The organism is Corynebacterium curieae (assembly GCF_027570035.1).
Taxonomy (GTDB): Bacteria; Actinomycetota; Actinomycetes; order Mycobacteriales; family Mycobacteriaceae; genus Corynebacterium; species Corynebacterium curieae.
This window is the reverse complement of sequence record NZ_JAKMUU010000006.1, coordinates 1-24,868: the sequence shown is the minus strand read 5'-3', so window position 1 is coordinate 24,868 and position 24,868 is coordinate 1. Positions and strand designations below refer to the sequence as shown.

General features: G+C 63.1%; 24 protein-coding genes and 1 tRNA gene. 12 read left to right on the top strand and 13 right to left on the bottom strand.

What is annotated here, in order from left to right; all coding sequences use genetic code 11:
• Positions 1 to 139 precede the first annotated feature (139 nt).
• Genes L8V01_RS09680 through rlmB form a run of 5 tightly spaced genes read left to right on the top strand, consistent with a single transcriptional unit; the run spans position 140 to position 4,323 of the window.
• Positions 140 to 724, top strand: coding sequence for a CarD family transcriptional regulator (locus L8V01_RS09680; RefSeq protein ID WP_005325718.1), 585 nt, complete (start codon positions 140 to 142; stop codon positions 722 to 724).
• Positions 696 to 1,445 (top strand): 2-C-methyl-D-erythritol 4-phosphate cytidylyltransferase, encoded by a 750-nt coding sequence (gene ispD, locus L8V01_RS09675; protein ID WP_269946856.1) that lies wholly within the window; start codon positions 696 to 698, stop codon positions 1,443 to 1,445. Before L8V01_RS09680 ends, ispD begins: the two co-directional genes overlap by 29 nt.
• A complete protein-coding gene (gene ispF, locus L8V01_RS09670) occupies positions 1,438 to 1,920 on the top strand; it encodes a 2-C-methyl-D-erythritol 2,4-cyclodiphosphate synthase (RefSeq protein WP_259886613.1) in 483 nt (160 codons plus the stop codon). The genes ispD and ispF overlap by 8 nt, the downstream gene beginning before the upstream one ends.
• A 44-nt stretch (positions 1,921 to 1,964) precedes the next feature.
• Positions 1,965 to 3,353, top strand: coding sequence for a cysteine--tRNA ligase (gene cysS, locus L8V01_RS09665; protein ID WP_269946855.1), 1,389 nt, complete (start codon positions 1,965 to 1,967; stop codon positions 3,351 to 3,353).
• Between the two features lie 22 nt (positions 3,354 to 3,375).
• The gene (gene rlmB, locus L8V01_RS09660) at positions 3,376 to 4,323 is read left to right on the top strand and encodes a 23S rRNA (guanosine(2251)-2'-O)-methyltransferase RlmB (protein WP_049377351.1); all 948 of its coding nucleotides are present in this window, start codon (positions 3,376 to 3,378) and stop codon (positions 4,321 to 4,323) included.
• Between the two features lie 3 nt (positions 4,324 to 4,326).
• Here rlmB and L8V01_RS09655 read toward each other — a convergent pair whose 3' ends face one another.
• The 5 genes from L8V01_RS09655 to L8V01_RS09635 form a co-directional block, all read right to left on the bottom strand.
• Positions 4,327 to 5,337: an HNH endonuclease signature motif containing protein gene (locus L8V01_RS09655; RefSeq protein ID WP_269946854.1), complete on the bottom strand. Its 1,011-nt coding sequence runs from the start codon at positions 5,335 to 5,337 to the stop codon at positions 4,327 to 4,329.
• Positions 5,338 to 5,400: 63 nt separating this feature from the next.
• Positions 5,401 to 6,237 (bottom strand): CE1 family esterase, encoded by an 837-nt coding sequence (locus L8V01_RS09650; RefSeq protein ID WP_269946853.1) that lies wholly within the window; start codon positions 6,235 to 6,237, stop codon positions 5,401 to 5,403.
• A gap of 11 nt (positions 6,238 to 6,248) precedes the next feature.
• A complete protein-coding gene (locus L8V01_RS09645; RefSeq protein ID WP_269946852.1) occupies positions 6,249 to 7,163 on the bottom strand; it encodes a metal ABC transporter permease in 915 nt (304 codons plus the stop codon).
• Entirely contained in the window at positions 7,141 to 7,842 is a 702-nt protein-coding gene (locus L8V01_RS09640) for a metal ABC transporter ATP-binding protein (RefSeq protein WP_269946851.1), read from the bottom strand. Before L8V01_RS09640 ends, L8V01_RS09645 begins: the two co-directional genes overlap by 23 nt.
• Entirely contained in the window at positions 7,842 to 8,810 is a 969-nt protein-coding gene (locus L8V01_RS09635; RefSeq protein WP_269946850.1) for a metal ABC transporter solute-binding protein, Zn/Mn family, read from the bottom strand. The genes L8V01_RS09640 and L8V01_RS09635 overlap by 1 nt, the downstream gene beginning before the upstream one ends.
• A gap of 80 nt (positions 8,811 to 8,890) precedes the next feature.
• Between L8V01_RS09635 and L8V01_RS09630 the strand changes: the two genes are divergently transcribed.
• Entirely contained in the window at positions 8,891 to 9,988 is a 1,098-nt protein-coding gene (locus L8V01_RS09630) for a LacI family DNA-binding transcriptional regulator (protein WP_269946849.1), read from the top strand.
• Here L8V01_RS09630 and otsB read toward each other — a convergent pair.
• The 5 genes from otsB to thrE form a co-directional block, all read right to left on the bottom strand.
• Positions 9,985 to 10,779 (bottom strand): trehalose-phosphatase, encoded by a 795-nt coding sequence (gene otsB, locus L8V01_RS09625; RefSeq protein WP_269946848.1) that lies wholly within the window; start codon positions 10,777 to 10,779, stop codon positions 9,985 to 9,987. The two genes, L8V01_RS09630 and otsB, sit on opposite strands and share 4 nt — an antisense overlap.
• An 18-nt stretch (positions 10,780 to 10,797) precedes the next feature.
• On the bottom strand, positions 10,798 to 11,319 hold the full coding sequence (locus L8V01_RS09620) for an META domain-containing protein (RefSeq protein ID WP_269946847.1): 522 nt from the start codon (positions 11,317 to 11,319) through the stop codon (positions 10,798 to 10,800).
• A complete protein-coding gene (locus tag L8V01_RS09615) occupies positions 11,316 to 12,758 on the bottom strand; it encodes an alpha,alpha-trehalose-phosphate synthase (UDP-forming) (protein WP_269946846.1) in 1,443 nt (480 codons plus the stop codon). Before L8V01_RS09615 ends, L8V01_RS09620 begins: the two co-directional genes overlap by 4 nt.
• A 14-nt stretch (positions 12,759 to 12,772) precedes the next feature.
• Positions 12,773 to 13,120, bottom strand: coding sequence for a hypothetical protein (locus tag L8V01_RS09610; RefSeq protein WP_269946845.1), 348 nt, complete (start codon positions 13,118 to 13,120; stop codon positions 12,773 to 12,775).
• A gap of 86 nt (positions 13,121 to 13,206) precedes the next feature.
• On the bottom strand, positions 13,207 to 14,943 hold the full coding sequence (gene thrE / locus L8V01_RS09605) for a threonine/serine exporter ThrE (protein ID WP_269946844.1): 1,737 nt from the start codon (positions 14,941 to 14,943) through the stop codon (positions 13,207 to 13,209).
• A 152-nt stretch (positions 14,944 to 15,095) separates the two neighbouring features.
• Here thrE and L8V01_RS09600 point away from each other — a divergent pair.
• A tRNA-Thr gene (locus L8V01_RS09600) sits at positions 15,096 to 15,168 on the top strand.
• A gap of 28 nt (positions 15,169 to 15,196) precedes the next feature.
• Here L8V01_RS09600 and L8V01_RS09595 read toward each other — a convergent pair.
• Entirely contained in the window at positions 15,197 to 15,751 is a 555-nt protein-coding gene (locus tag L8V01_RS09595) for a TetR/AcrR family transcriptional regulator (RefSeq protein ID WP_269946843.1), read from the bottom strand.
• Complete coding sequence (locus L8V01_RS09590; RefSeq protein WP_269946842.1) at positions 15,717 to 17,228, bottom strand: MFS transporter; 1,512 nt, start codon at positions 17,226 to 17,228, stop codon at positions 15,717 to 15,719. Before L8V01_RS09590 ends, L8V01_RS09595 begins: the two co-directional genes overlap by 35 nt.
• Positions 17,229 to 17,401: 173 nt before the next feature.
• Between L8V01_RS09590 and L8V01_RS09585 the strand changes: the two genes are divergently transcribed.
• The 3 genes from L8V01_RS09585 to L8V01_RS09575 all read left to right on the top strand — a co-directional run bounded on the left by L8V01_RS09585 (position 17,402) and on the right by L8V01_RS09575 (position 21,554).
• Entirely contained in the window at positions 17,402 to 19,147 is a 1,746-nt protein-coding gene (locus L8V01_RS09585) for a pyruvate dehydrogenase (RefSeq protein ID WP_269946841.1), read from the top strand.
• Between the two features lie 190 nt (positions 19,148 to 19,337).
• Positions 19,338 to 20,042: a response regulator transcription factor gene (locus L8V01_RS09580; protein WP_269946840.1), complete on the top strand. Its 705-nt coding sequence runs from the start codon at positions 19,338 to 19,340 to the stop codon at positions 20,040 to 20,042.
• 12 nt (positions 20,043 to 20,054) lie between these two features.
• The gene (locus L8V01_RS09575; protein ID WP_269946919.1) at positions 20,055 to 21,554 is read left to right on the top strand and encodes a sensor histidine kinase; all 1,500 of its coding nucleotides are present in this window, start codon (positions 20,055 to 20,057) and stop codon (positions 21,552 to 21,554) included.
• Here L8V01_RS09575 and L8V01_RS09570 read toward each other — a convergent pair.
• Entirely contained in the window at positions 21,551 to 21,982 is a 432-nt protein-coding gene (locus L8V01_RS09570) for an HIT family protein (RefSeq protein ID WP_259886640.1), read from the bottom strand. The genes L8V01_RS09575 and L8V01_RS09570 overlap by 4 nt on opposite strands.
• A gap of 35 nt (positions 21,983 to 22,017) precedes the next feature.
• Here L8V01_RS09570 and purD point away from each other — a divergent pair, with 35 nt between their 5' ends.
• Together purD and purB are read left to right on the top strand one after the other, a co-directional pair.
• A complete protein-coding gene (gene purD, locus L8V01_RS09565; RefSeq protein ID WP_269946839.1) occupies positions 22,018 to 23,292 on the top strand; it encodes a phosphoribosylamine--glycine ligase in 1,275 nt (424 codons plus the stop codon).
• Between the two features lie 41 nt (positions 23,293 to 23,333).
• Positions 23,334 to 24,764, top strand: coding sequence for an adenylosuccinate lyase (gene purB, locus L8V01_RS09560; RefSeq protein WP_269946838.1), 1,431 nt, complete (start codon positions 23,334 to 23,336; stop codon positions 24,762 to 24,764).
• The last annotated feature ends 104 nt before the right edge of the window (positions 24,765 to 24,868 follow it).

Sequence of the window (24,868 nt, the reverse complement as noted above, 5' to 3'; positions counted from 1 at the left end):
GCATTAAAGTACACAGTTTGTCCCAAACCGGGCGGGTAGACCGTGGGGGTATACGGGGGTATCCGCAGGCGGGGCGGCTGCTCGTGATAAAATGGCGGCCTTAGTCAACCGGGATAAAACGGGAAAACAAGGAGTGGCAATGGAGTATAAGGTCGGCGAGGTCGTCGTCTACCCGCACCACGGTGCGGCCGTTATCGAGGATATCGAGACCCGCGAGATGGGCGGCGAAACGCTGGAATACCTGGTGCTGCACATCAACCAGTCCGACCTAGTCGTCCGCGTGCCCATTAAGAACGCCGATAACGTCGGTGTGCGCGACGTTGTGGGCAAGGAGGGCCTAGAAAAGGTCTTTTCCGTGCTGCGTGACGAGGACGTCGAAGAGGCCGGCAACTGGTCCCGCCGTTATAAGGCCAACCAGGAGCGCCTCGCCTCCGGCGATATCAATAAGGTCGCCGAGGTTGTGCGCGACCTGTGGCGCCGCGATCAGGACCGTGGCCTCTCGGCCGGCGAGAAGCGCATGCTGGGTAAGGCCCGGACCATTCTGGTAGGCGAGCTGGCGCTGGCCAAGCCGGTCGATGAGAAGAAGGCCGATACCATGATGGAAGAAATCGATGCCACCATCGAGCGCCATCGCGCGGCCGGCTTGGTAGACGATAAGTCCATCACCACCGATATCGACAACGACATCGATCTCGATGACCTCTCCTTCGACGACGAAGACTAAACCGCGCGTCATCGCGCTCATCGCGGCCGCCGGGCAGGGTACCCGCCTCGGCGCCGAGGTGCCAAAGGCTTTCGTCGAACTGCGTGGCCGCACCTTGCTGGAGCGCTCCGTACGGACGCTGCTGGCCTCCGGTGTGGTTGAAGAGGCCATCGTGCTGGTCAGCCCAGACATGGAAGCCGAGGCCGCGCGCATCATCGGCCGCATCGACACCGCTGGCGCTACAATCGCCGCCACCCCAGCCCCCATCCGCCTCGTACACGGCGGCAGCGAGCGCGCCGATTCCGTGTGGGCCGGCCTGCAAGCAATCCCGGACGCGGACGCCGTGGTGCTCATCCACGATGCGGCCCGGGCGTTGACGCCGCCGGCGATGGTGCGGGGCGTCGCCAAGCGCGTGCTGGAAGGCGCCCCCGCGGCCGTGCCGGTGGTTCCCGTGGCCGATACCATCAAGGAAGTCGCGGCCGACGCCGTGATTGGCACTCCCGATCGCTCCCGCCTGCGCGCCGTGCAAACCCCGCAGGCATTCCGCCTTTCTGCGCTGCGCCAGGCCAACCTGGATTATTGGGCCCAGCGGCCGGAGTTTACCGCGACGGACGACGCCAGCCTCATGGAATGGCACGGCGAGCGCGTGGCAACCGTGCCGGGCGATACCCTGGCGTTCAAAATCACCACGCCCATCGATCTCACCCTGGCCCACGCCCTGACCGAGGAGGCCCATGACTAACCCGATTATCCCGCGCGTTGGCATCGCCACCGACGCCCACCAGATCGAGGCCGGCAAGGACTGCTGGATCGCCGGCCTGCTCTTCGAGGGCGATGCTGGCTGCGAGGGCCATTCCGACGGGGACGTGGTAGCGCACGCGCTTGTCGACGCCCTCTTATCCGCCTCCCACCTCGGCGACCTTGGCTCCTTCGTGGGCGTCGGCCGCCCCGAATATGACGGCGTCGCTGGTGCCCAGCTGCTGCGCGAGTGCCGCGAGCTGCTCGAATCCGAAGGGTTCATCATCGGCAATGCCGCCGCGCAGCTTATCGGCCAAACCCCCAAAATGGGCCCGCGCCGTGCAGAGGCCGAGGCTGTGTTAAGCGAAATCCTCGGTGCCCCCGTGTCCGTCTCTGCCACCACGACGGACCACCTAGGCTTCACCGGCCGGAAGGAGGGCCGCGCGGCGGTTGCCACGGCCGTCGTCTGGCGCGCCTAGCCCACCACACTAACCCCGTGCACGCGTCAATTAGACTGGTTGGCGTGAGTACTTTGCGCATTTATGACACAGCCACCCGCAGCCAACGCGATTTCGAGCCGATTCGCCCCGGCCACGCCTCGATTTATTTGTGCGGCGCCACCCCGCAGGCGCAGCCGCACATTGGGCACCTGCGCTCCGGCGTCGCCTTCGACATTCTGCGCCGCTGGCTGCTCGCCCAAGGCTACGACGTAGCTCTAGTGCGCAACGTCACCGATATTGATGACAAGATCCTCACCAAGGCGGCCGAGAATAATCGTCCCTGGTGGGAGTGGGTGTCCACCTACGAGCGCGAGTTCACCAAGGCGTATAACACCCTGGGCGTTATCCCACCTTCGGTAGAGCCGCGCGCGACCGGCTTTGTCACCCAGATGGTCGACTATATGCAGCGGCTTATCGACGCCGGCTTTGCCTACCCCGCCGACGGCTCCGTCTACTTCGACGTTGCCGCCTGGACTAAGGCCGAAGGCTCCGATTATGGCTCGCTGTCCGGCAATAAAGTGGAGGAAATGGAGCAGGGCGAAGGCGAGGATTCCGCCAAGCGCGGTGCCCAGGACTTTGCCCTGTGGAAGGCCGCCAAGCCGGGCGAGCCCAGCTGGCCCACCCCGTGGGGCGACGGCCGCCCTGGCTGGCACCTGGAGTGCTCGGCCATGTCCACCTATTACCTAGGGTCTAATTTCGATATCCACTGTGGCGGATTGGACCTGCAGTTCCCGCACCATGAGAACGAGATTGCACAGTCGCACGCGGCCGGCGATAAGTTCGCTAACTACTGGATGCACAACCACTGGGTGACGATGTCGGGCGAGAAGATGTCGAAGTCGCTGGGCAACGTGCTATCCATCCCGAATATGCTCGAGCTGGTGCGCCCGGTGGAGCTGCGCTACTACCTGGGCTCGGCGCATTATCGCTCCGTGCTGGAGTATTCCGAAGCCGCGCTGACCGAGGCCGCCGCCGGCTACCGCCGCATTGAGGACTTCCTTGGCCACTTCGATGACTTGGAGCTCGGGGAATGGACGCAGGGCTTTGAAGATGCGATGAATGATGACATCGGTGTGCCCAAGGCCTTGGCGGAAATCCACACCACCGTCCGCGCCGGCAATAAGGCGCTGGCGGCCGGTGATGAAGCCGAGGCACGCACGCTGGCCGGCCAGGTGCGCGCGATGGCGCACGTACTTGGTTTTGACCCGTTGGAGTGGGAAGATGGAGCGCAAGCTAGCGGGGCGGATGCTGCGCTGGATGCGCTGGTACAAGCTGAGCTGGAGCGGCGCACCCAGGCGCGTGCAGATAAGGACTTCGCTACTGCCGACGGCGTCCGTGACCGCCTCGCGGCCGCCGGCATCACCATCACCGATACCCCAGACGGCCCGACTTGGTCGCTGGCGCAGCGTTAAGCACCCCGAAAGGACATAAATTATGGCACGTACCCACGGCCGCGGTGGCGCGGGAATCCGCAAGACCAATAAGAAGGGCGCAACCAAGGGCTCAGGCGGCCAACGCCGTAAGGGGCTGGCCGGCAAGGGCCCGACGCCCAAGGCGGAGGACCGCATCTACCACGCCAAGCACAAGGCGAAGCTGGAACGCGAGCGCCGCAACTCCGGTCGCCACCAGAAGGAGACCGCCGAGATGGTCGTGGGCCGCAACCCGGTCATCGAGTGTCTGCACGCAAAGGTGCCGGCCACCACGCTCTACATCGTGGCTGGTACCCGCAATGACAAGCGACTGTCCGAGGCCGTGGCCATGTGCAATACCCGCAATATCCCCATCATCGAGGTGCAGCGCCACGAGATGGACCGCATGACCGGCAATGGCATGCACCAGGGCATCGGGCTGCAGATTCCGCCGTATAAGTACGCCGACGTCGACGAGCTCATCGCCCGCGCGGCCGAGAATGCGCGCCCAGGTATGTTCGTCATCCTGGATAACATCACCGACCCGCGCAACCTCGGTGCGGTTATCCGCTCTGTGGCGGCCTTCGGTGGCGACGGCGTCATTATCCCTGAGCGTCGCTCCGCGTCCGTGACCGCCGTGGCGTGGCGTACCTCGGCCGGCACGGCGGCGCGCTTGCCGGTCGCCCGCGCGACAAATATCACCCGCACCGTGCAGCAATTCCAAAAGAGCGGTTACCAGGTTGTCGGCCTGGACGCCGGCGGCGAGCACACGCTGGATACCTATAACGGCGCGACGGATCCCGTAGTCATCGTCATCGGCTCCGAGGGCAAGGGTATTTCCCGCTTGGTGCGCGAAAACTGCGACGTCATCATGTCCATCCCGATGACGGACTGGGTCGAGTCTCTCAATGCTTCCGTCGCGGCCGGTTCCGTGCTTTCCGAATTCGCACGCCAACGCCGCGCGGCCCAGTAATCTCTAACCACTTTCTGCCCAGGGCGGCAGCCACTTAATGGTTCCATTCACCCGGGCTAGGCGGCCGCGCAGCGGCGGGGCGTTGGGGTCATCGTCGTTGACGCCGTTGTGATACGGGCAGGCGATGGTGAAATTTTCGGGGTTGGTCTCGCCGCCGTGGTGCCACGCGGTGAGGTGGTGGACTTGGCATTCATCGGCGGGGTAATTGCACTGGGGCCACGGGCAGGTGGGATTTTCCGCGGCGGCCATGGTGCGTTGCTTCGGTGAGGCGAGCCGCTCGGTGCGGTAGAGGTTTACCGGGCCTTTAACGGGGTGGATAAGGGTGACATAGCCGTGCGCGGTAAATGCGCGGCGCACTAGATCCGCGCCGGTCATCCGGGCGCCATTGGTCAGTTGCAGTGTGATGTCATCGCCTGCGGTGTCGACGACGCGGTCGAGCTCGTCCAAGTGCAGCACCACATTGGTGGTCACGGCTGGGCGGGAAGCAGCGGCGTCGCCTTGGAAAATCTTGCGTACAGAATCGAGCGGGGCGTCCTTATCAAGCGCGGCGTGCATATCCGCGATATCGGCGGATTTGCCGGTAATCGTCATGGTCCACGGCCCATCGGCGCGGCGGTAGAGCTTGACACCGGGCTTGCGCTGCGGCGGGCCTTTAATCTCGCGCACGCGCTTGCGCCCCTGCTTTTCGCCGTCCGACACGTCCCCCTTCATCCCACATAGCTCCCGGCGTAGCGCCCAGGCCTGGCGCTTATTTGTCAGCTTGCAGGCGTGGCGCTCGATGGCCAGCAACGCGGTGAGGCTGTGCTCGTTGGTGCGGGCCGCTGCGATGGATTCGCGCTGGAGGCGGCTAAAAGCGGTGGGGCCGAAGTAGGCATCGGCGAGGGTGAGAAGGCGAGCGGCGGTGGTATCGGGGCAGCCGGCGTCGATAAGCGCGCGCTTAGTCAAGCCATGGCAGTCGGCGATGATGTCCATGCCGGCGGCTAGGCCTTTCAAGAATGTTTGTAGCGCGTTCACGGCTCCACACGTTAAGTGCGGGCGCAAGCGGGCGCGCGGCGCATTGGGCGCGGGTGTGGATAACTAAGCCTGCGCAGTGTCGAGGCCGAAGAACTCGCGGACTTTATCCACAGCGCGGAAGGAATCCGTATTTGGGCCTATGCGTGGGTCGGTTTTCATGTTAGAGGGAATCACGTGGCCGAGGCCTTCCATGGTCCACAGCTCGACGGGAAAATCGCCGGCGTATTCGGTGGCGGTGACATCCGGGGTGGGGTGGTAGTCGCTCGGTCGTTGGCAACCATTGGCTAGTGCAAAGCGCTCGGCGGTGGCCGGGGCGGAGAGCACGCGGCCGCGGGTGCGCTCGGCGTCCAGCCCGGCGACGCCGCCCTCATAAGGCGCGTACGGGTCGGCGGTGCCGTGGAAAAACAGCAGCGGCGTGGGCCGGTAGCCGTCCGGGTTACTGGGCGCGTGGTTATCGCCCTCGCCCAGGGTGGAGGCGAAAATGCAGGCGCGGGTGAGGCTAAAGGGGGCGTCGAAAAGCAGGCGGAGCACCATCTGCCCACCATTGGAATAGCCGCAGGCAAAGGTGCGCTCAGTGCCGAACTCGCGCTGCATGGCGCTAACCAGGTAAGTGCTAAAGGCAACGTCATCGACGTTTTCCGCGCGGGCGGTGACCGGCAGGATGCTGCGGCAATCGTTGAAATGGCGGTCGACGCCGTCGGGGTAGACGAGGATGGTGTTGGTGGCGTCGGCAAGCTCGTCGAAGGTGCCGTTGGTAAAGCGGCGCATCACGTTTCCGGATTGCAGTGAACCGTGGAAGAAGAGCAAGAGGTCAGGGCGCGGGCCGGGATTATCCGGCGCGATGACGAGAAAGCGGCGGGTGCGGCCATCCACATCCGCGGTGCGGCGGTGTACGTGCATAGCCGCCCAGTCTAGTCGGCGTGGTGCTCTTCGGCGGTGCTGTGGCAGTCGGCATGGAAGCGTTTGGCGGCGACTTCGTCTCGCACCGCGTTCTTGTTGCGCTGCCAGCCAATGAGGCGGCACACCAGGTAAATGACAAAGGAAATTGTGGTGACGAAAACCGAGACCGGCAGGCCGGGTGCGAGCGATAAGACGAAGCCGCCGACGGCCGAAACCTCGGCGAAGAGGGTCGCCCACATGACCGCGCGCAGGGGCGAGGAAGTAATCTGCACGGCCGCCGCGCCGGGGGTGATGAGCAGCGCCATAACGAGCAGCGAGCCAACGATTTGTACCGACTGCGCGGCCGCGAGCCCCACCAGCACGGCGAAGGCGACCGAGATGAAACGGGTGGGCACACCGGCCGCCTGGGCCATGACCGGGTCGGCCGAGGCGAAGAGCATGGGCCGCCATAGGATGGCCACGGCGGCGAGGATGACCACGGTGGTCGCGGCCAAAAGCCACACCGAGGCCGAAGATACGCCGACGATCTGGCCGGTCAGCAACGTCATCGCGGTATTCGCGTTGCCAGGGTAGAGGTGTAAAAACAGCACCGAGAGGCCGAGGCCGAAGCTCATGACCACGCCGATGGCGCTGTCTTGCTGGCCCTTAAAGCCCAGCACGGCGAGGATAATGGCGGCCACAATGGCACCGGCCACCGCGCCGAAGCCCAGGTTGAGGCCGAAAAGCAGCGCGGCCGAGGCGCCCATGAGCGCAAGCTCGGAGGTGGCGTGGACGGAAAAGGACATCTGGCGCAGCACGATGAGCGAGGTCATCACGCCGGAGAGAATGCCCAGTAGCGCGGAGGCGATGAGCGAGGACTGCACAAAGTCCACGCTGAGCAGGTACTGGGTGTCTTCTACAAAGCTAGACAACGATAAGCCTCCCATCGACGTTTAAGACGTTGACCTTGGAACCGTAGAGCTCGGAAAGGACATCGGAGCGCATGACCTCATCCACCGTGCCGAAGGTATGGCCGCCGGGGGCGAGGTAGAGCACCTTATCGGTCACGCCGAGCACCGGGTTGATGCCGTGGGTGACAAACATGATGGAGGTACCGCGCTCGCGGCGCAGCGCATCCAGCTTGTCCACGGTGGCCTGCTGGCGCGCCGGGTCGAGCGAGAGCAGCGGCTCATCGGCGAGGATGAGCTCGGGGTCGTTGGCCAGCGCCTGAGCCTGCCGGATGAGCTGCTGTTGGCCACCGGATAGTTGTCCCACGCGGCGGTCGCGCAGGCCGGTGGCCCCTACCTCGGCGAGGAGCTCGTCGACGCGGTGGCGGGGCGGGCGGCTGCGTCGGAAAGCGCCGTGGGCGAGCGAGAGCGAGACTAAGTCGCGGGCGCGCAGGGGAAGATCGGCCGGGAACATGCGTTGCTGCGGGATGAAGCCGACGCGGCAGCCGACGTCTACGCTGCCGGCCGTAAGCTTGCGGGTACCCAAGATGGTACCGAGCAGGGTGGATTTGCCCACGCCATTGGGGCCCAAAACGGCGATAAACTCGCCGCGGTCAACGGCGAGGTTAAGGCTGGACCACAGCGGGGCGACCGCCGCGTCTTTAAATTGAATGAGCACTATAGCTGCCCCAGGGAGTCGGTTACTTCGTCATAGTAGGTCCAGAATTCCTTACCGTCTGGCGGGGTCTCGCCAATTTCGACGATAGTGACATCCGCATCCTCCGCGGCGGACTTGATGCGGCCGGCGGTATCGGTTTCGGTCTGCGGGTTGAAGATGAGCAGATCCACCTTGTCCTCCTTGATGGCCTTGGTGAAGGCCGCGAGGTCGGCCGCGGTGGGCTCGCCCTCAGAAATGGTGGCCTTGCGGTAGCCCTCCGGGGTGACGTCCTTGCCGGAGGCATACTTCATGATGTAGTCCGCGATGGGCTCGGTCTGTGCGTAGGAGAGATTGTCCGGCAGTTCCTTGAGTTTGTTGCGCAGGCGGTCGACGTGGGAGTCCACGCGTTCCGTGCTGGCGTGCGCGTCGGTATTTAGCTCATTGATTTGGTCGGCGATAGTGCCCGCGACCTCGTCGAGCGCGGCAGGGTCGTACCAGATGTGCTCATTGCCCTCGATATTGGTGACCTTTTCCGGGTCCTTCTTGGCGGTGGCTTTGGCGGCGTCGATGGTCATGACATTGGGGTCATCGGCCAGCTTGCCGTGATCGGTCAGCGGCAGGGCGGAGATGATGTTGTCCTGCTCGGAGACGGCCTGATAAATCCAGGAATCGTAGCCGCCGCCGTTGACCACGAGCACGTCGGCGTCCTCGGCCCTGGCTATATCGGCCGCGGAAGGCTCGAAGTGGTGGGGGTCGACGCCGTTGCCCTCGACGATGGGCTTGACCTCGATATCCACGCCAGAGGCGGTATCGGCCACGGCTTGGGCAACATCGGCCCAGATGGAGGTGGAAGCGACGATGGAGATCTTCTTCTGCGCGCCTGGCTCGGCGTCCGAGTCCTTTGAGTCGGAGGAAGCGCAGGCGGTGGCGGTAAGCAGAAGGCCACCGGCCGCGAGGAGGGCGGTGGTTGCGCGAAGTGATTTTTGCATAGCTCCCAGTGTGGCCTTGATGGGAACCATTGTCAATTGAATATGTATTGAAAACGCGGCCACGGGGTAAGCTTGCGGCCATGGTGAAACGTAGCCCCACCCGCAAGACGCTGGCCTCACTGGCCGCCGAACTGGGTGTTTCGCGCACGACGGTGTCCAATGCCTATAGCCGGCCGGACCAGCTTTCGGCCGCGACCCGCGAGCGCATTCTGGCCGCCGCGAAGGCGCGGGGGTACCCCGGGCCGGACCCCACGGCCCGCAGCCTGCGCACCCGTCGCGCGGGTTCGGTGGGCGTGCTGTTGACCGAGCACCTGTCCTATGCCTTCGAGGACATGGCTTCGGTGGATTTCTTGGCCGGCATGGCAGAGGCCTCGGCCGGCGCGCAGACCACGCTCACCCTCATCCCGGCCGGTCCGGAAGGCGAAGCGGAGGCCGCCAGCTTGGTGGGCGCGGCCGCGGTGGATGGCTTTGTGGTCTATTCCGTGGCGGCCGGGGATGCCTACCTCGAGGCGGCACGCGGGCGGGGGCTACCGGTGGTGGTCTGTGATCAGCCGACGGACTCGGGCCTGCCGTTCGTAGGTATCGATGACCGTGCGGCGATTGCCCCGGCCGCCCGTGCGCTGGTGGAGGCTGGCCACCGCAAGATTGGTGTGCTGGCGATTCGTCTCAAGCGCGAGCGCCATGATGGCCCCATTTCTTGGGGTGAGCTGCAAGGTGCGGATATGCACGTCCAGCGCGCGCGGGTGATGGGCGCTATGGACGTGTTTGCGCGGGCGGGCATCGCGCCCGAGACCGTTCCCGTGGTCACCCAGCACATCAACGATGCGCAGACCACGCGGGCGGCGGCGCAGTTGCTTCTCGACGCCCACCCAGACCTCACCGCTGTCTTATGCACCACCGACTCCATGGCGCTAGGTGTTATGACCTATGCGCGGGAGCAGGGCATCGATATTCCGGGCGATCTTTCCGTTACCGGCTTCGATGGTATCGATGCTGCGCAAAGAATCGGGCTGACCACGATTATTCAGCCCAATAAGGCCAAAGGCGCGGCCGCCGGCCACATGCTTGCCAAGCTCATCGCCGGCGCTGAGTCATCCGGCGCGGATGAGGGAGCAGTGCCGCGGCGTGTGCTGCAGACGAGCTTTGCGGCTGGGAGGACCGTGGCGCCGCCTCGCTAGGCGCTGTCACCCGTGCCGCTGGTGGCGTCGGTGGCGCCGGTGTGGGCCGCGCGGGCGGCGGCGAGCTCGGTGAGGAAGTGGGCGACGGCGTCGACGTCGGCAAGCTGCACTACGGCCGCCGTATCGCCCTCGCCGACCTTCACGCCAACGTCCGGCGGCTGGTGCAGGGCGCGGAAACCATCCTCATCGGTGACGTCATCGCCCAAGAAAACCATGGCGGTGGCGCTGGTGCGCTCGCGTAGCTGGTCTAACCAAGTGCCCTTGGTGGCCTGGGTGGCGGAGAACTCCACGACGGACTTGCCGGCCGTGCGCGGGAAGCCGCCCGGATCGAGCGCGAGGCCGGCCTCATAAGCTTGGGCGGCAGCCTCTGGGTCGGAGTCCTCGAGCGCGCGCAGGTGCAACACGCGCTGGAAGGGCTTGACCTCGATATCCGCGCCGGGGAAGCGCTCCATGATCTCGCGAATCTCGGCTTCCTTGGTGGCGAGGTGCTCGCGCATGGACGGAGTGAGTTCGGTATTCTCCCACGAGGATTCGGCGCCGTGGGAGCCGCCGAAGAGCACGGGCTCGCGCAGTGGGCAGACGCGCTGCAGGCCTTCCAGGTGGCGGCCGGAGAGCACCGCCGCGGTGGTATTCGGCAGGTGGGCCAGCTTATCGAGGGCGCGCAGCGATTCCTCGTTCATTTCGACCTCATAGATGGCCGTGGCAAAGGGAGAGAGCGTGCCGTCGAAGTCCGAGACCACCGCGAGGTGCTCGGCGGCGGCAAGGGCCTTGATGGTGGTTGAAAGCGTCATGGCTTCCAGCCTACGTAATTAATCGCCGAGGGAAACCAACTTGATAGACGGCGAGTCCACCGCATCCGAAACTAGCTCCAAGACCAGCTGATTATTGCTATTGACGGTATAGCGGAAATCGCGGTCCGCGGAAATCAGGTTGCGCAGCAGGTTATCGGCCCACACGGACGCGCCGTGGCAATCCTTGGCGGTCTCGTCATAATCCACCTCATCAAAGTGGAGGCGGTTGCCATCGCGAATATTTTCGCGCTCATCATCGGCGGAATAGGTCACCTTGCCCACCATCTGGGTGCAGCCGGTATTTCCCACCATCGTGGATTCACCAAAGCTCAACGTGGGTGCTTGAGGGATGGACTCCGGGATGGTGGAGGCCGCATCCGGATTGGTATTGATGGAGACTACCTGCCACTGCTTATCCAGAATCTGCTCATCGCCGGGAGCTTGGGGCTCGTCCTCGTCAGAGCCGCAGCCGCTAAGCAGGGCCGCGGAACTCACCGCAGTGAACAGTGTGGCGGCAAGGCGGGGGAAGCGAGGCATCATGCGCCGTCCCCCTGGGCGTCGGCATCGCGCAGGCATCCCAAGAAGGATTGGGACCAGAGCTGCACGTCGTGCTCGGTGACCTGCTGGTGCATGGTGAGCATGCGTTGAGACATTGCCGAGGGGGCGTCGTCAAGAGCCTTGAGCGCATTGAGCAAGGCGGCCTTGACGGACTCGATATCGAAGGGGTTGCACAGGTAGGCCTGGCTAAGCTCATCGGCCGCGCCGGCAAACTCGGAGAGGACGAGCGCGCCCGATCCATTATCGTGGCAGGCCACATACTCCTTGGCTACCAGGTTCATGCCGTCCTTGAAGGGGGTGACCAGCATGACATCGGCCATGCGGTAGTAGCAGCGCAGTAGGCTTTTGGCCACGCCCCGGTGCTGGTAGTGCACCACCGGGTGGCCAACGCGGGCAAAGCGCCCATTGATGCGGCCGACGGCCTCTTCCACCTTGGAGCGGGTGGCCTTGTAATGGTCGAGGCGCTCGCGCGAAGGTGTGGCCAGCTGCACCAGCGCGACCTCCTCTGGATCGAGCGCGCCGGTCTCCAGCAGCTCCTCAAATGCGGTGAGCCGCTGCAGGATGCCCTTGGTGTAATCGAGGCGATCTACGCCCAAGATGATGCGCTGGGGTGAGCCCAGCTCTTCGCGCAGCTTGGTAACGCCCCTTTCATCCTCCGCGGTGAATGCGGCAAAGTCCTTCGCGGCGATGGAAATGGGGAACGCGCCCACGCCGATGGTGCGGCCTTGTGGAAGGTGAATATGCGCGGTGACCTCGCGGGTGCTGGCCTCGCCGGAAACCTCGAGGCCCTGGCGGCGGGCGAGCCCCAAGAAGTTCCGGGCATTAGCCTCTAAGTGGAAGCCGATGAGATCCGCGCCGAGCAAGCCGCGCACGATTTCTTCGCGCCAAGGTAGCTGGCGGAAGAGATCGGCAGAGGGAAACGGGATGTGCAGGAAGAATCCGATGGTGAGATCGGGGCGTTTTTGGCGCAGGATGCCGGGCAAAAGCTGTAGCTGATAGTCCTGTACCCACACGGTGGCGCCCTCGGCGGCGACTTCGGCTACTTCATCTGCAAAGCGCAGGTTGACCTCGCGATAGGCGTGCCACCAATCGCGGTCATAGGTGGGGGTGACGATGAGATCGTGGTAGAGCGGCCACAGGGTGGCGTTGGAAAAGCCTTCATAAAAGCCCTCGAAATCGGCCTCGGTGAGCTTGACTGGGTGCAAGAGCACACCGGCATCGGTACGGAAGGGCTCGGGCGCGGCATCAGTCACGCCGGGCCAGCCCACCCAGCAGCCCTCGTGGGCCTCGAGAACCGGCGATAAGGCGGCAACCAAGCCGCCGGGCGAGGGCGTCCAAGTATGGCTGCCATCGGGCTGTGTTTCTAGGTCTACCGGCAGGCGGTTAGCCACCACCACGAAGTCATTGCCACGCTCACTCATGGTGCAAGAATAGCTTAAGACTTCTTAGCGGACTTCTTTGTAGCCTTCTTGGAGGCCTTCTTCGTCGCCTTTTTGGTGGCCTTCTTGGTCGACTTCTTTGTCGATTTCTTAGTGGACTTTTTGGTTGACTTCTTGCTGGATTTCTTGGTCGACTTCTTCGGAGCGGCATCGGCTTGCTCCGCTAGGACCTTCTTGTGCACCAAGCCCTTTGGTTCCACGCCCAGCATGGACATCAGGGTCACGCCATCGAGGAAGTCCTGCGCATAGGTGGCCACGATGCGGCGGGCTGCGCGGGAGGTCTCTTCCTCAAGGGCGTGATTCTGGTCAGCCTGTGGGTGGGTGTCTTGGACCTTGGGTGGCACGACGTGTCCTCCTGAACGTTGTGGAAACTACTTAAGCGCTTGCAAGAAAAGCTATCAGAGCAAATATTGTACGCTACCGGCGGCGTTTACGGCCGCTCGGGTCCGGAATCCGTGCCCGGCTGCCCTGGCTTCTGCGCCTGGAACGTTTCGGTGCCTGGCACCGTATAGGTGGTCTTCTCGCGCGCTTGTGGCTGGGCCGGCCACTGGGAATCCTCCGGCCACAGGTCAGTTGCTGGGCGGGCGTGTGGCGCACGGCTTTGGACCTCGTGGCGCGAGTCTTGCTGCGGCGGCTTCGGCCCGAGCTTGGGCGGTAGCTCTGGGCGGGTAACGCGCGGGGCGAACGGGGACATCGGCACGCGCGGGATGCGCGGGGCCTTGCGAGCGAGGTGTGTGGCCTTGTGGAAGGAGAACCGGCCGATGCGCTTGAAGGTGGTGTACGGGCGGAAGTACTGCGGGCGGCGCAGGCGGCGGGCCACGCGCTCGCCCAGCACCACGCCGGCGGCCAGCGCGCCGGAAATAGCCAGCGCCGTTGCCATATTGGTAAAGCCGGTAATCATCTGCTCATTGAGCGAGGCGTACATGCCGCGATAAAGCATAAGGCCGGGAAGCATAGGCGTATAGCCCACGATCATGGTGATAAGCGGTGGGATGCCCCAGCGGCGCGACATCAAACCACCGGCGAGGCCGACGACCACCGCGGACAGACCTGAGGCAATCACTGGGCCCACACCGAAGGGCACGACCACGAAGTAGTAGAAAATCATGCCGGCCGCGGCCGTCAGTCCGGACATGGTGACCTCAATCCAAGCAGCGCCGCAGGCCAGTGCAAAGGCAGCGGAACCGGTGCCGCCAAGCACCACCAGCAGTGGAATTTCGTGGTAGACCGGCGGGGCTAGCGTGGCCAGTGGCGGCAGGTTAAAGCCCAGCGAATCGGCCAGCTGGATGCCCACGCCTACGCCGGCGATGATGGCGCCGGTAGACAGCAGTGCCTCGAAGAATCTGGCGGAGGAGGTAACAGGGGCGCGCGTGATGCCGTCGACAAGCGATTGCACCAACGTCAGCCCCGCCACCAGCACGATGATGCCGGAGGCGATAATCTGCGCGGGTGAGAAATTAATGCCGAAGGAGGCGGCCACGTTGTACAAAATGGCGGCCGGGAAGACCGCAAAGAACCCGCCGACCACATTTTGATAGAACGGCGGCAGGCGGTAGTTGGCCAACCAGGCGTTCAACCCCATAATGAATGCGGAAACGACAAACGCCACCACGCCGACGAGCAGGTCGCCGCCAAGCATCATAGAAATCAGGCCGCCCATCGCGCCCCAGCCGAGCATCACCGTGGACGGCTTATAGGGGGCGGGCATGCGGTCAATCTCGTCGAGTCGCTGCTCCGCCATTGCCGGCGGCATCTGGCCGGAGTGGATGGAGCGAATGAGCTTATCGACGGCCGAGAGCTTGGAGAAATCCACACCAATGCTCGGCACCACGCGGAAGACGTGCAGGTTCTGGCGCCGCTCGCCGGTTCCGATGGTGGTGTGGATGGTAATGGCATTCATCAAGATGTCCACGTGGCAGTAGTGCAGGCCATAAGAAGAGGCCGCCAGGTGGACCTGGGCGCGGGCATCCGAGTTGGCGGTGCCGGCGCCGATGAGGAGTTCGCCAATGCGGGCGGCGATTTCCATGACGCCGGTAACTTGGGCGGCGTCGGTGAGATCGACCGGGGCGAGTGGGGATGGCGGCGGTGCGGCTTTAGCCGCGTCGATGATGGCTACTTGGCCCGAGGAAGCGCGCAGGCGCTCCCGCATAGCGGACAAAAATGACACGGAAATAACCCTCGATAAAGCGCTGGGAAACTGGGATAGATTCTGCCTGAACTTTAGCCCTTGTACCTACCCGATGCATAGATGGGGGAGACCGGCTTTCCCTTTGCGGCCGGTGCTCGGGTACTATGCAACGAGCGGGTTTCTCCCGCGGTGCTGGAGTGGCGCAATTGGTAGCGCAACGCACTTGTAATGCGTAGGTTGCGAGTTCAAGTCTCGTCTCCAGCTCAAATGGAGGCTGGGCCTAGATGGGGGCCTAGCCTTCGTGGCTTTGTGTGGGGGAATCGATAAGCGCGCGCAGCCGGTCAACCATGCGCTGGCGATTGGCGGGGGAGAGCTTGCGTTGGTTGAGATGATCGTGGACCCACAGTCCGGTACTCAGCAGCATGACCAGCAGGTCATCCTCGTCCGTCTCGGCGGAGGAAGGGTCCACCATCCACCGCGCATCCACATCCGCCCACTGATTGGAAAAATCTGGGTGGGTTTGGGAGTGCACGCACATCAAAAGCTTGACGAGGGGGTCATTTTTGCCCATGGACAACACGAGCGCGCGGGAACGCTCGGCCAAGCTGAGCTCGCTAGCAGGGCGGCCGCCGGCTAGATGCTCGAGTTCTTCTTCCCAGCGCTCGGCGCAAAACCGGTGACAATCTACCAGTAGGTCGTGGCGGGTAGGAAAGTGGTAGATAAGCCCGGACTTGGACATGCCAGTCGCCTGCGCCAGGGAGTCATAGGTGAGGCCGGAGACATCCTCTGCGGCAATGATGTCGAGCGCAGCTTCAAGGGCTGCGGTCTTTTTGTTGATGCGCGGCATGCGGATCTCCTGATTTGGGATTATCGCGGAAACACCAGGCGGTTATCGCAGCAAGGAGTAAAGCAAAACAGGCTAGGCCGCCAATGGTGAAAAGATATCCGGCATTGTAGGCGCTTGTGGCGGCCGCGTGGGAGGAATGGTGGTGGAGCGCGTCTGTTCCCAGTTCTGAGAGATGGGGCGGCAGTTTCCTGGCCATCAATAGCGGCACGAGAGAGCCGGTGAGTGCAATGGAGATGAGGGTGCCGAACTCGTAGGAGACCGCTTCTACGCCAGAGGCCATGCCGGCGCGGTGGGGCGGTGCGGCATTAATGATGGCGGTAGAGGATACGGACATGGCGAGGCCTGCGCCAAGGCCGGTAAGTACCAGTCCGCAGACCATTAAGGGAAGCATAGTGCCACCGGTCCACACCACTAAGGCCATGCCGGCGGCCATGAAGAGAAATCCGCCGCTAATGAGCGGAAGGAATCCCACGCGGTGCAAGGTGGCGCCGCCCAGGATGGAGGTGGGAATCGCGGATAGCGCCATGGCGGAGATGATGATGCCGGCGTTAAGGGGTGATAGGGCGTCGACAAGCTGGAGCTTTTGGGTACTTAAAAGCTCCAATCCGGCAAGGCAGAACATAGCGCCGCCGGCCGTTAGCGCCCCACCGCTGAAGATGCGGGAGCGGAAAACGTCGAAGGTCAGGAGAGGATCCGAGAGTCGAGCCTGGCGGCGAGCAAAGGCGAGCGCACCGCAGACAAAGGCGACGGCCGCAGCGGCGCATACCGGCCAATTATCCGCCAGGGATTTGATGGCCAGAACCAGGCTGGCAAGAGTGATAAGGGAATACAGGGACGAGGGGAAGTCCCAATACTTATGGGGATTAGGGACATTCGGTGGGGCGAGCAGCAGAGTCAACGCTATGGCTACTGCCACGAGGGGGACGTTGAGGAGGAAGACGGAGCCCCACCAAAAATGTTCCAAGAAAAAGCCGCCTACGGTGGGGCCGGCCGCCGCGCCGATGACGGCGACAGAACTCCAGATGCCAATGGCCGTGTTGCGCTCTACCTCGTTGGGAAAAGTAAGGCGGATTAGCGCGAGGCTAGACGGCATCATGATGGCGGCGCCGCATCCTAGGAACGCGCGGCTGGCTATCAGCGTCCAAGCGCTGGGGGAATAGGCGGCGAGTAGGGATGCGCCGCCAAAGATGGCCAAGCCGATGAGGAACATCCGCCGGTGGCCGGTGCGATCTCCCAGCGTGCCGGCCCCAAGAAGGAAGCCGGAGAGCACCAAAGCATAGGCATTAATGATCCACAGTTGCTGGGTATCGGTGGTGTGCAGTTGCTGCGCAAGCTGTGGCAGCGCGGTGTAGAGGATGGAGTTATCCAGTCCAACCATGAGTAGCCCCAGAGAGATGACGGCGCACAAAGACCACCGCTGTCTGGCCGAGGGGGCCGCGGCGGTGGAAGTAAGCACGCGAGGTGGGGGGATACTCATAGCGCTGTAAACAGTACCGAACGGTCGTTGCAGTTTGCAGCTGAAGATAGGTTAGTATTACCTTCCTCACAGCTGAACGTGGTGTGTGAGTGTATAAGAGAATAGTGGACTTTCCTGCGTTCTAAGTAGCACAGTGGTATTAACACCAATTAAGAGTTAAAGGATGATTGTTAATGGCACGTAACTACGCAGAACAGCTGGTTGACACCCTAGAAAAGCAGGGTGTCGAGCGCATTTATGGCCTCGTCGGTGACTCCCTGAACCCGATTGTGGACGCCGTTCGCCGCTCCTCCATCGAGTGGATCCACGTCCGCAACGAGGAGGCCGCAGCCTTTGCCGCTGAGGCAGATTCCCTGACCACGGGCAAGCTGGCTGTGTGTGCCGCATCCTGCGGCCCAGGCAATACCCACCTCATCCAGGGCCTGTACGACGCCCACCGCAACGGTGCAAAGGTCCTAGCCCTAGCCTCCCATATCCCTTCTCGCCAGATCGGCTCCAAGTTCTTCCAGGAGACCCATCCGGAGGCCATCTTCCAGGAGTGCTCTGGCTACTGCGAGATGGTGAACTCCGCTGAGCAGGGCGGCGTTGTCCTGCACCATGCCATCCAGTCCACCATGGCGGGCAATGGCGTTTCCGTCCTTGTTATCCCGGGTGACGTCTCCATGCAGGAGGCGGAAGATGATGCCTTTGTCGAGTCCAAGATCTCCGCTGGCCGCCCAGTTGTCTACCCAGACCCAGTAGAGGCTGCAGCGCTCACCCAGGCCATCAATGAGGCTAAGTCCGTTACCCTCTTCGTAGGCGCTGGCGTCAAGGACGCCCGCGAGCAGGTGCTTAAGCTCGCCGAGAAGATCAAGGCCCCAATTGGCCACGCCCTGGGCGGCAAGATGTACATCCAGTACGAGAACCCGTTCGATGTGGGTATGAACGGCCTGCTGGGCTACGGCGCAGCGCACGAGGCCACCCACGAGGCGGATCTGCTTATCCTGCTGGGCACTGACTTCCCGTACAACGACTTCCTGCCGGATGCCAACGTGGCACAGGTGGATATCAATGGCGCACACATCGGCCGCCGCACCAAGATTTCCTACCCAGTCACCGGTGACGTAGCCGCCACCATCGAAAACATCTTGCCGCACGTGGATGAGAAGAAGGACCGTTCCTTCTTGGATAAGATGCTCAAGAAGCACTACGGCAAGCTGGAGCACGTCGTGGAGGCTTATACCTCCAACGTGGACAAGCACACCCCGATCCACCCAGAGTATGTAGCGGATCTTATTGACCAGAATGCGGATGAGGACGCCATCTTCACCGTCGATACCGGCATGTGCAACGTGTGGGGCGCTCGCTACATCACCGCTAATGGCAAGCGCGAGCAGATCGGTTCCTTCCGCCACGGCACGATGGCCAATGCTCTGCCGCAGGCGCTGGGCGCTCAGGCCGCTAACCCGGGCCGCCAGGTCATCACCTTCTCCGGCGATGGTGGGCTGTCCATGCTGATGGGCGAGCTGCTCACCGTGAAGCTGCACAACCTGCCCATCAAGATGTTCGTGTTCAATAACTCTTCTTTGGGCATGGTTAAGCTGGAGATGCTGGTTCAGGGTCTACCGGAGCACGAGACCGATCATGAGTCCGTCAACTTTGCCAAGATTGCAGAGGCTTCCGGCATCAAGCACTTCCGCATCGAGGATCCGAAGGACGCGCCGAAGCAGATCAAGAAGGCGTTGGCCTACAATGGCCCGGCTCTCATCGACGTCGTCACGGACCCCAACGCCCTGTCCCTGCCGCCGACGCTGACCATCGAGCAGCTCATGGGCTTTTCCAAGGCTGCAACCCGCACCGTCCTAGACGGCGGCGTGGGCCAGATGATCACCATGGCAAAGTCCAACCTGCGTAATATTCCGCGCCCGCAGGACTTCTAAATAGTCCACCGCGTTAGCTGCCACGCCCTTGCTCCTCATCGAGGAGAGGGGCGTGGTTTTCTTATGTGGAGGCCAGGGCGAGCATCCACGTTCACAGGAATCAGGCAGAAACTCTTCAGTAGGCTGGGAAGCAAGCGTGTCATGATGGCGTGTTAGAAAATCACAACCTTTAAGGGAGTCTGAAGAGAACATGGAAGACAATAAACTCGCCAAGGTTCTTGTCGTCGATGACGAGCCCAATATCGTGGAGCTGCTCACCGTATCGTTGAAGTTCCAGAACTTCGACGTCTACAGCGCCAATTCCGGCAACGAGGCGCTGCGCGTGGCCCGCGAGGTAAACCCAGATGCCTACATTCTGGACGTCATGATGCCAGGAATGGACGGCTTCGAGCTGCTGGGCAAGCTACGCCAGGAGGGGCTGGATGGCCCGGTGCTGTACCTGACGGCAAAGGATGGTGTGGACCAGCGCATCCACGGCCTTACCATTGGCGCGGATGACTACGTGACCAAGCCATTTAGCCTAGAAGAGGTCATCACCCGCCTGCGCGTTATCATGCGCCGCGGCGGTGCGGCGGAAGAGTCCACCAACGATGCCACCATGAGCTACGCGGACCTCACGCTTAATGATGACACCCATGAGGTCACCAAAGCCGGCGAGCTCATCGAGCTTTCTCCCACCGAGTTCAACCTCCTGCGCTACCTGATGCAAAACAAGGAAGTGGTGCTCTCCAAGTCCAAGATCTTGGACAACGTCTGGCACTACGATTTCGGCGGCGATGGTAACGTGGTGGAATCTTATATCTCCTACCTGCGCCGCAAGATCGATACGGGTGATACTCAGTTGATCCACACCGTGCGCGGCGTGGGTTATGTACTGCGCACCCCGCGCTCCTAAAGTGCTGTAGTGATGGAAGATTCACAGGAGAACCAGGACCAAGCCCCAGCGGCGGCGCGCCCACAGTCCATGTGGCATGAAGATCTGGGGCAAGACGAGGGGGAGGGAAAATCCTCCAAGCGGCGGATGCTATCCCGGATTCCGCAGGCGATGCCGCTGCGCACGTGGCTGGTCATCCTCCTCGTCGTAGTTTCTGGACTGGGCATCACCGGCTCGTCCTTTGCGGTGAACTCCATCATGCGCAACGTGCTGTTCAATAACGTTGATGATGAGCTGCGCTCCGCATCAACTACCTGGGCACGCGATATTAGCAATGACTTCTTTATCGGTGATCACACCAAGCGCCCGCCCACCGAATACGTGGTGCTGAATTACCTGCCTAATGGCACCATCCGCTACTCGGGGCCGTCTTCCACCACGCCGAATGCGGAAAATATCCCGCTCGGCGGCTATCCCACCACCGTTGGCTCCATCGAGAACAATACGAAGTGGCGTGCGCTCGCTTTTGCGGATTCCAATGGCGTCATCACGGTCATCGCCAAGGATATGACCCATGAGAAGGAAATCCTGCACGGCCTAGCCATGGTGCAGGTGACCATTGCCGCCATCGCTTTGGCTGCCATTGCGGCCGTAGGTTTCTGGTTTATCCGCAGGGCGTTGCGGCCGCTGCGGGTGGTGGAAAAGACGGCGTCGCAAATCGCGGCCGGAGACCTAGACAAGCGCGTGCCCAAGTGGCCGCTGCACACCGAGGTGGGCCAGCTGGCTGCTGCGCTCAATATCATGTTGGGGCAGCTGCAGCGCTCCGTCGTGCGCGCGCAGGAAAAAGAGGAACAGATGCGCCGCTTTGTGGGCGATGCCTCGCATGAGCTGCGCACGCCGCTGACGAGCCTGCGCGGCTATACCGAGCTTTATCGCTCCGGCGCCACCAAGGACGTGGACCTGGTCTTTTCCAAGATCGATGATGAGTCCAAGCGCATGTCCTTACTGGTGGAGGACCTGCTGGCCCTTACCCGCGCCGAGGGCACGCGTCTAGACCTGCGCCCAGTGGACCTATTGGAGCTGGCCCTGTCCGTGGGCTCTTCCGCGCGCGCGGCCTTCCCCGGCCGCGAGATTACGGTGGCCAATGACGCCAAGTCCATCCCGGTGGTCAATGGTGATGCCAGCCGCCTGCACCAGGTGTTGCTCAACCTGGTGACCAACGGCATCCGCCACGGCGGCGAGGATGCGACCGTGACGCTGCGCCTGCGCCGCGAGGCCAATGACGTGCTAGTCGATGTCAGTGATGATGGCAAAGGCATGTCGCAGGAAGATGCCGCGCATATCTTCGAGCGCTTTTACCGCGCGGATACCTCGCGCACCCGCGATACCGGCGGCTCCGGCCTGGGCTTGGCCATCGTCCACTCCCTGGTGGAGCAGCACGGTGGCAGCATTAGCGTCGACTCCGAGCTCGGCCGCGGCACCACCTTCACGGTGCGCCTGCCCGCGCTTGCCGACGCCCCCTCCGAGGCCTAATCCTCCTCCCGAAAGCCTTCCTCGTTGCAGCCGAGGTGCTGGCGAATGCGGGCGGCCGCCTCATCCATAGCGGCGTCGTCGGTGTTATCGGCGTCGAAGGCCTTGGCAAAGTCATACTCTTCCATCTTCTCGGTGGGGAAGAGGTGGATGTGCGTATGCGGAACATCGAAGCCGGCGATGATGTAGCCGGTACGCGGGGTATCAAACGCGGTCTTGATAGCGCCGCCGATTTCCAGGGCGACCTCGTTGAGGTGGGCCCAAGTCTGCGGATCCAGGTCGGTCCACTTATCTACTTCCTCGATGGGCACGACCAAGGTGTGGCCGTAGCGCAGCGGCTCGATGGAGAGGAAAGCCACGCAGGTCTCATCGCGGTAGACAAAGCGAGCGGGTAGTTCACCTTTAATGATCTTTGTAAATACAGAAGCCATGTGTGCCAGGCTACCCGCTGGTTATGATGGTGGGCATGCGCATTCTCGTAATTGGTTCGGGCGGCCGTGAACACGCCCTTGTCAAGGGCCTGTCCGCCGACCCCAAGAGCACCGAAATCCACGCCGCTCCTGGCAGCGCGGCCATGTCCGCCCTGTCCACCATCCACCCGGAATACTCCCAGGTAGATGACGCTGACCGCATGGTGGAGCTCGCCCGGAATATCGCCGCGGACCTCGTAGTCATCGGCCCTGAGGTTCCCCTCGTTGCTGGCGTAGCCGACGCCCTGCGTGCGGCCGGCATCGCGGTCTTCGGCCCCAGCAAGGAAGCAGCCCAAATCGAGGGTTCCAAGGCCTTTGCCAAGGACGTTATGGATGCCGCCGGCGTCAAAACCGCCCGCGCGGAACAACTGCGCCCAGGCGCGGACGAGAACGAGATTGAAACCGCCCTCGATCGTTTCGGCCCGCAGTTCGTAGTCAAAGACGATGGCTTGGCCGGCGGCAAGGGCGTCGTGGTCACCCCAGACCGCGCCGCCGCCCGCGCCCATGTCGATGCCGTCCTCGCAGCCGGCAACCCGGTTCTGCTGGAATCCTTCCTTGACGGCCCCGAGGTATCGCTCTTCTGCTTGGTCGACGGCGAGACCGTTATCCCGCTCCTGCCGGCCCAAGATCACAAGCGCGCCTATGACAACGACGAGGGCCCCAATACCGGCGGTATGGGTGCGTACACCCCGCTGCCCTGGTTGCCGGAGGATGGCGTGCAGCGCATCGTGGACGAGGTCTGTATCCCCGTAGCCAAGGAGATGGCGCGCCGCGGCACCCCTTATTCCGGCCTGCTCTACGCTGGCCTGGCCTGGGGCGAAGAAGGCCCAGCCGTCGTAGAGTTCAACTGCCGCTTCGGCGATCCTGAGACCCAGGCCGTGCTCTCCCTCCTCAAGTCTCCGCTGGCTGAGGCCCTCCACGCCACGGCCACCGGCATGCTCTCCGAGCTCGCGCCGCTGGAGTGGGAGGACGGCTTCGCCGTCATCGTCGTCATGGCGGCCGAAGGCTACCCGGCTTCCCCGCGCAAGGGCGATGCCATTTCCGGCGCTGCCCTCGACGATCCGCAGCGCGTCCTCCATGCTGGCACTGCCCACGCCGATGGGGCTTATCGCACCGCAGGCGGCCGCGTGCTCAGCGTGCTCGGCAAGGGTGCTACGCTTGCCGAGGCCCGCGCCGACGCCTACGCCACCGTCGACAGCATCGAGTTTGCGGGTGGCTTTGTGCGCCGGGACATCGGCAAGCGTGCAGAAGACGGTGAGATTTCTCTCTAACCCTTCACCCCGCGGTGGGGCAGGCATGGAATAATAGCCTCGTGGCTGAAAAGAAGAAGATTTCCAACGTCCTGTCCTCCCGCTATGCCTCCGCAGAGCTTTCCAATATCTGGAGCCCGGAGCACAAAATCATCCTGGAGCGCAAGCTCTGGATTGCCGTAATGCGCGCCCAGAAGGACCTGGGCGTAGACATCCCCGCCAAGGCCATCGATGCCTACGAGGCTGTGGTCGAGGACGTGAACCTCGAGTCCATCGCGGAGCGCGAGCGCGTCACCCGCCACGATGTGAAGGCCCGCATCGAGGAATTCAATGCGCTGGCCGGCTACGAGCACATCCACAAGGGCATGACCAGCCGCGATCTCACCGAGAACGTGGAGCAGCTGCAGATCCATACCTCGCTGGAGATCATCCGCGATAAGGCCATCGCCGTGGTCGCGCGCATCGGCCGCCACGCCGCCGAGTACCAGTCCTTGGTCATGGCCGGCCGCTCCCACAACGTGGCCGCGCAGGCCACGACGCTGGGCAAGCGCTTCGCCACGGCCGGCGATGAGATGCTGCTGGCCATCGAACGCGTCGAAGACCTCCTCGCGCGCTACCCGCTGCGCGGCATCAAGGGCCCGATGGGCACCTCTCAGGACATGCTCGATCTCATGGGAGGATCCGAGGACAAGCTCGCCTCCTTGGAGACCGCGATCGCAGATTACCTAGGCTTCCACCGTATCTTTAATTCCGTGGGCCAAGTCTACCCGCGCTCCCTTGACTTCGACGCCATCTCCGCGCTGGTTGAGCTCGGCGCCGCCCCATCTTCGCTGGCTACTACCATCCGCCTCATGGCTGGCAACGAGACCGTCACCGAGGGCTTCAAGGAGGGCCAGGTCGGCTCCTCTGCTATGCCGCACAAGATGAACGCCCGCTCCTGCGAGCGCGTCGGCGGCCTGCAAGTCATCCTCCGCGGCTACCTCACCATGGCAGCAGACCTGGCTGGGCAGCAGTGGAACGAAGGCGATGTCTTCTGCTCCGTGGTCCGCCGCGTCGCGCTTCCCGACGCCTTCTTCGCCCTCGACGGCCAATTCGAAACCTTCCTCACCGTCCTCGATGAGTTCGGCGCCTTCCCGGCCATGATTGATCGCGAGCTGGAGCGCTACCTGCCCTTCCTGGCCACCACCCGCATCCTCATGGCGGCCGTGCGCGCCGGCGTGGGCCGCGAGACCGCCCACGAGGTCATCAAGGAAAACGCCGTTGCCGTTGCGCTTAATATGCGTGAAAACGGCGGAGAGCAGGACCTAGTCCAACGCCTCGCTGCCGATGATCGCCTGCCCATGGACGAGTCCGACCTCGAGGCCGCCCTAGCCGATAAGCACGCCTTCATCGGTGCCGCTGAGTCCCAGGTCAGCCAGGTCCTCAACCGCATCAACGCCCTAGTAGGCGAGCACCCCAAGGCTGCCTCGTATAACCCGGGTGAGATTCTCTAGAGCGAACCTCTCCAAGCGCCGTTCCCGGCGCGGAGCGCGGGGTCCCTTCGCGGTGCGCTCTTCTTTTTCGCATTTCGATCAATTAGCCCCCAGATCCCGCGCGG

Coding starts and splice junctions, on each gene's coding strand:
- L8V01_RS09570 (WP_259886640.1), bottom strand. CDS start 21,982: ATGGCTTCTGTATTTACAAAGATCATTAAAGGTGAACTACCCGCTCGC.
- L8V01_RS09635 (WP_269946850.1), bottom strand. CDS start 8,810: ATGCAAAAATCACTTCGCGCAACCACCGCCCTCCTCGCGGCCGGTGGC.
- L8V01_RS09680 (WP_005325718.1), top strand. CDS start 140: ATGGAGTATAAGGTCGGCGAGGTCGTCGTCTACCCGCACCACGGTGCG.
- L8V01_RS09645 (WP_269946852.1), bottom strand. CDS start 7,163: ATGGGAGGCTTATCGTTGTCTAGCTTTGTAGAAGACACCCAGTACCTG.
- L8V01_RS09585 (WP_269946841.1), top strand. CDS start 17,402: ATGGCACGTAACTACGCAGAACAGCTGGTTGACACCCTAGAAAAGCAG.
- purD (WP_269946839.1), top strand. CDS start 22,018: ATGCGCATTCTCGTAATTGGTTCGGGCGGCCGTGAACACGCCCTTGTC.
- rlmB (WP_049377351.1), top strand. CDS start 3,376: ATGGCACGTACCCACGGCCGCGGTGGCGCGGGAATCCGCAAGACCAAT.
- ispF (WP_259886613.1), top strand. CDS start 1,438: ATGACTAACCCGATTATCCCGCGCGTTGGCATCGCCACCGACGCCCAC.
- L8V01_RS09595 (WP_269946843.1), bottom strand. CDS start 15,751: ATGCCGCGCATCAACAAAAAGACCGCAGCCCTTGAAGCTGCGCTCGAC.
- L8V01_RS09620 (WP_269946847.1), bottom strand. CDS start 11,319: ATGATGCCTCGCTTCCCCCGCCTTGCCGCCACACTGTTCACTGCGGTG.
- L8V01_RS09580 (WP_269946840.1), top strand. CDS start 19,338: ATGGAAGACAATAAACTCGCCAAGGTTCTTGTCGTCGATGACGAGCCC.
- L8V01_RS09615 (WP_269946846.1), bottom strand. CDS start 12,758: ATGAGTGAGCGTGGCAATGACTTCGTGGTGGTGGCTAACCGCCTGCCG.
- L8V01_RS09630 (WP_269946849.1), top strand. CDS start 8,891: ATGGTGAAACGTAGCCCCACCCGCAAGACGCTGGCCTCACTGGCCGCC.
- ispD (WP_269946856.1), top strand. CDS start 696: ATGACCTCTCCTTCGACGACGAAGACTAAACCGCGCGTCATCGCGCTC.
- otsB (WP_269946848.1), bottom strand. CDS start 10,779: ATGACGCTTTCAACCACCATCAAGGCCCTTGCCGCCGCCGAGCACCTC.
- L8V01_RS09575 (WP_269946919.1), top strand. CDS start 20,055: ATGGAAGATTCACAGGAGAACCAGGACCAAGCCCCAGCGGCGGCGCGC.
- L8V01_RS09650 (WP_269946853.1), bottom strand. CDS start 6,237: ATGCACGTACACCGCCGCACCGCGGATGTGGATGGCCGCACCCGCCGC.
- L8V01_RS09590 (WP_269946842.1), bottom strand. CDS start 17,228: ATGAGTATCCCCCCACCTCGCGTGCTTACTTCCACCGCCGCGGCCCCC.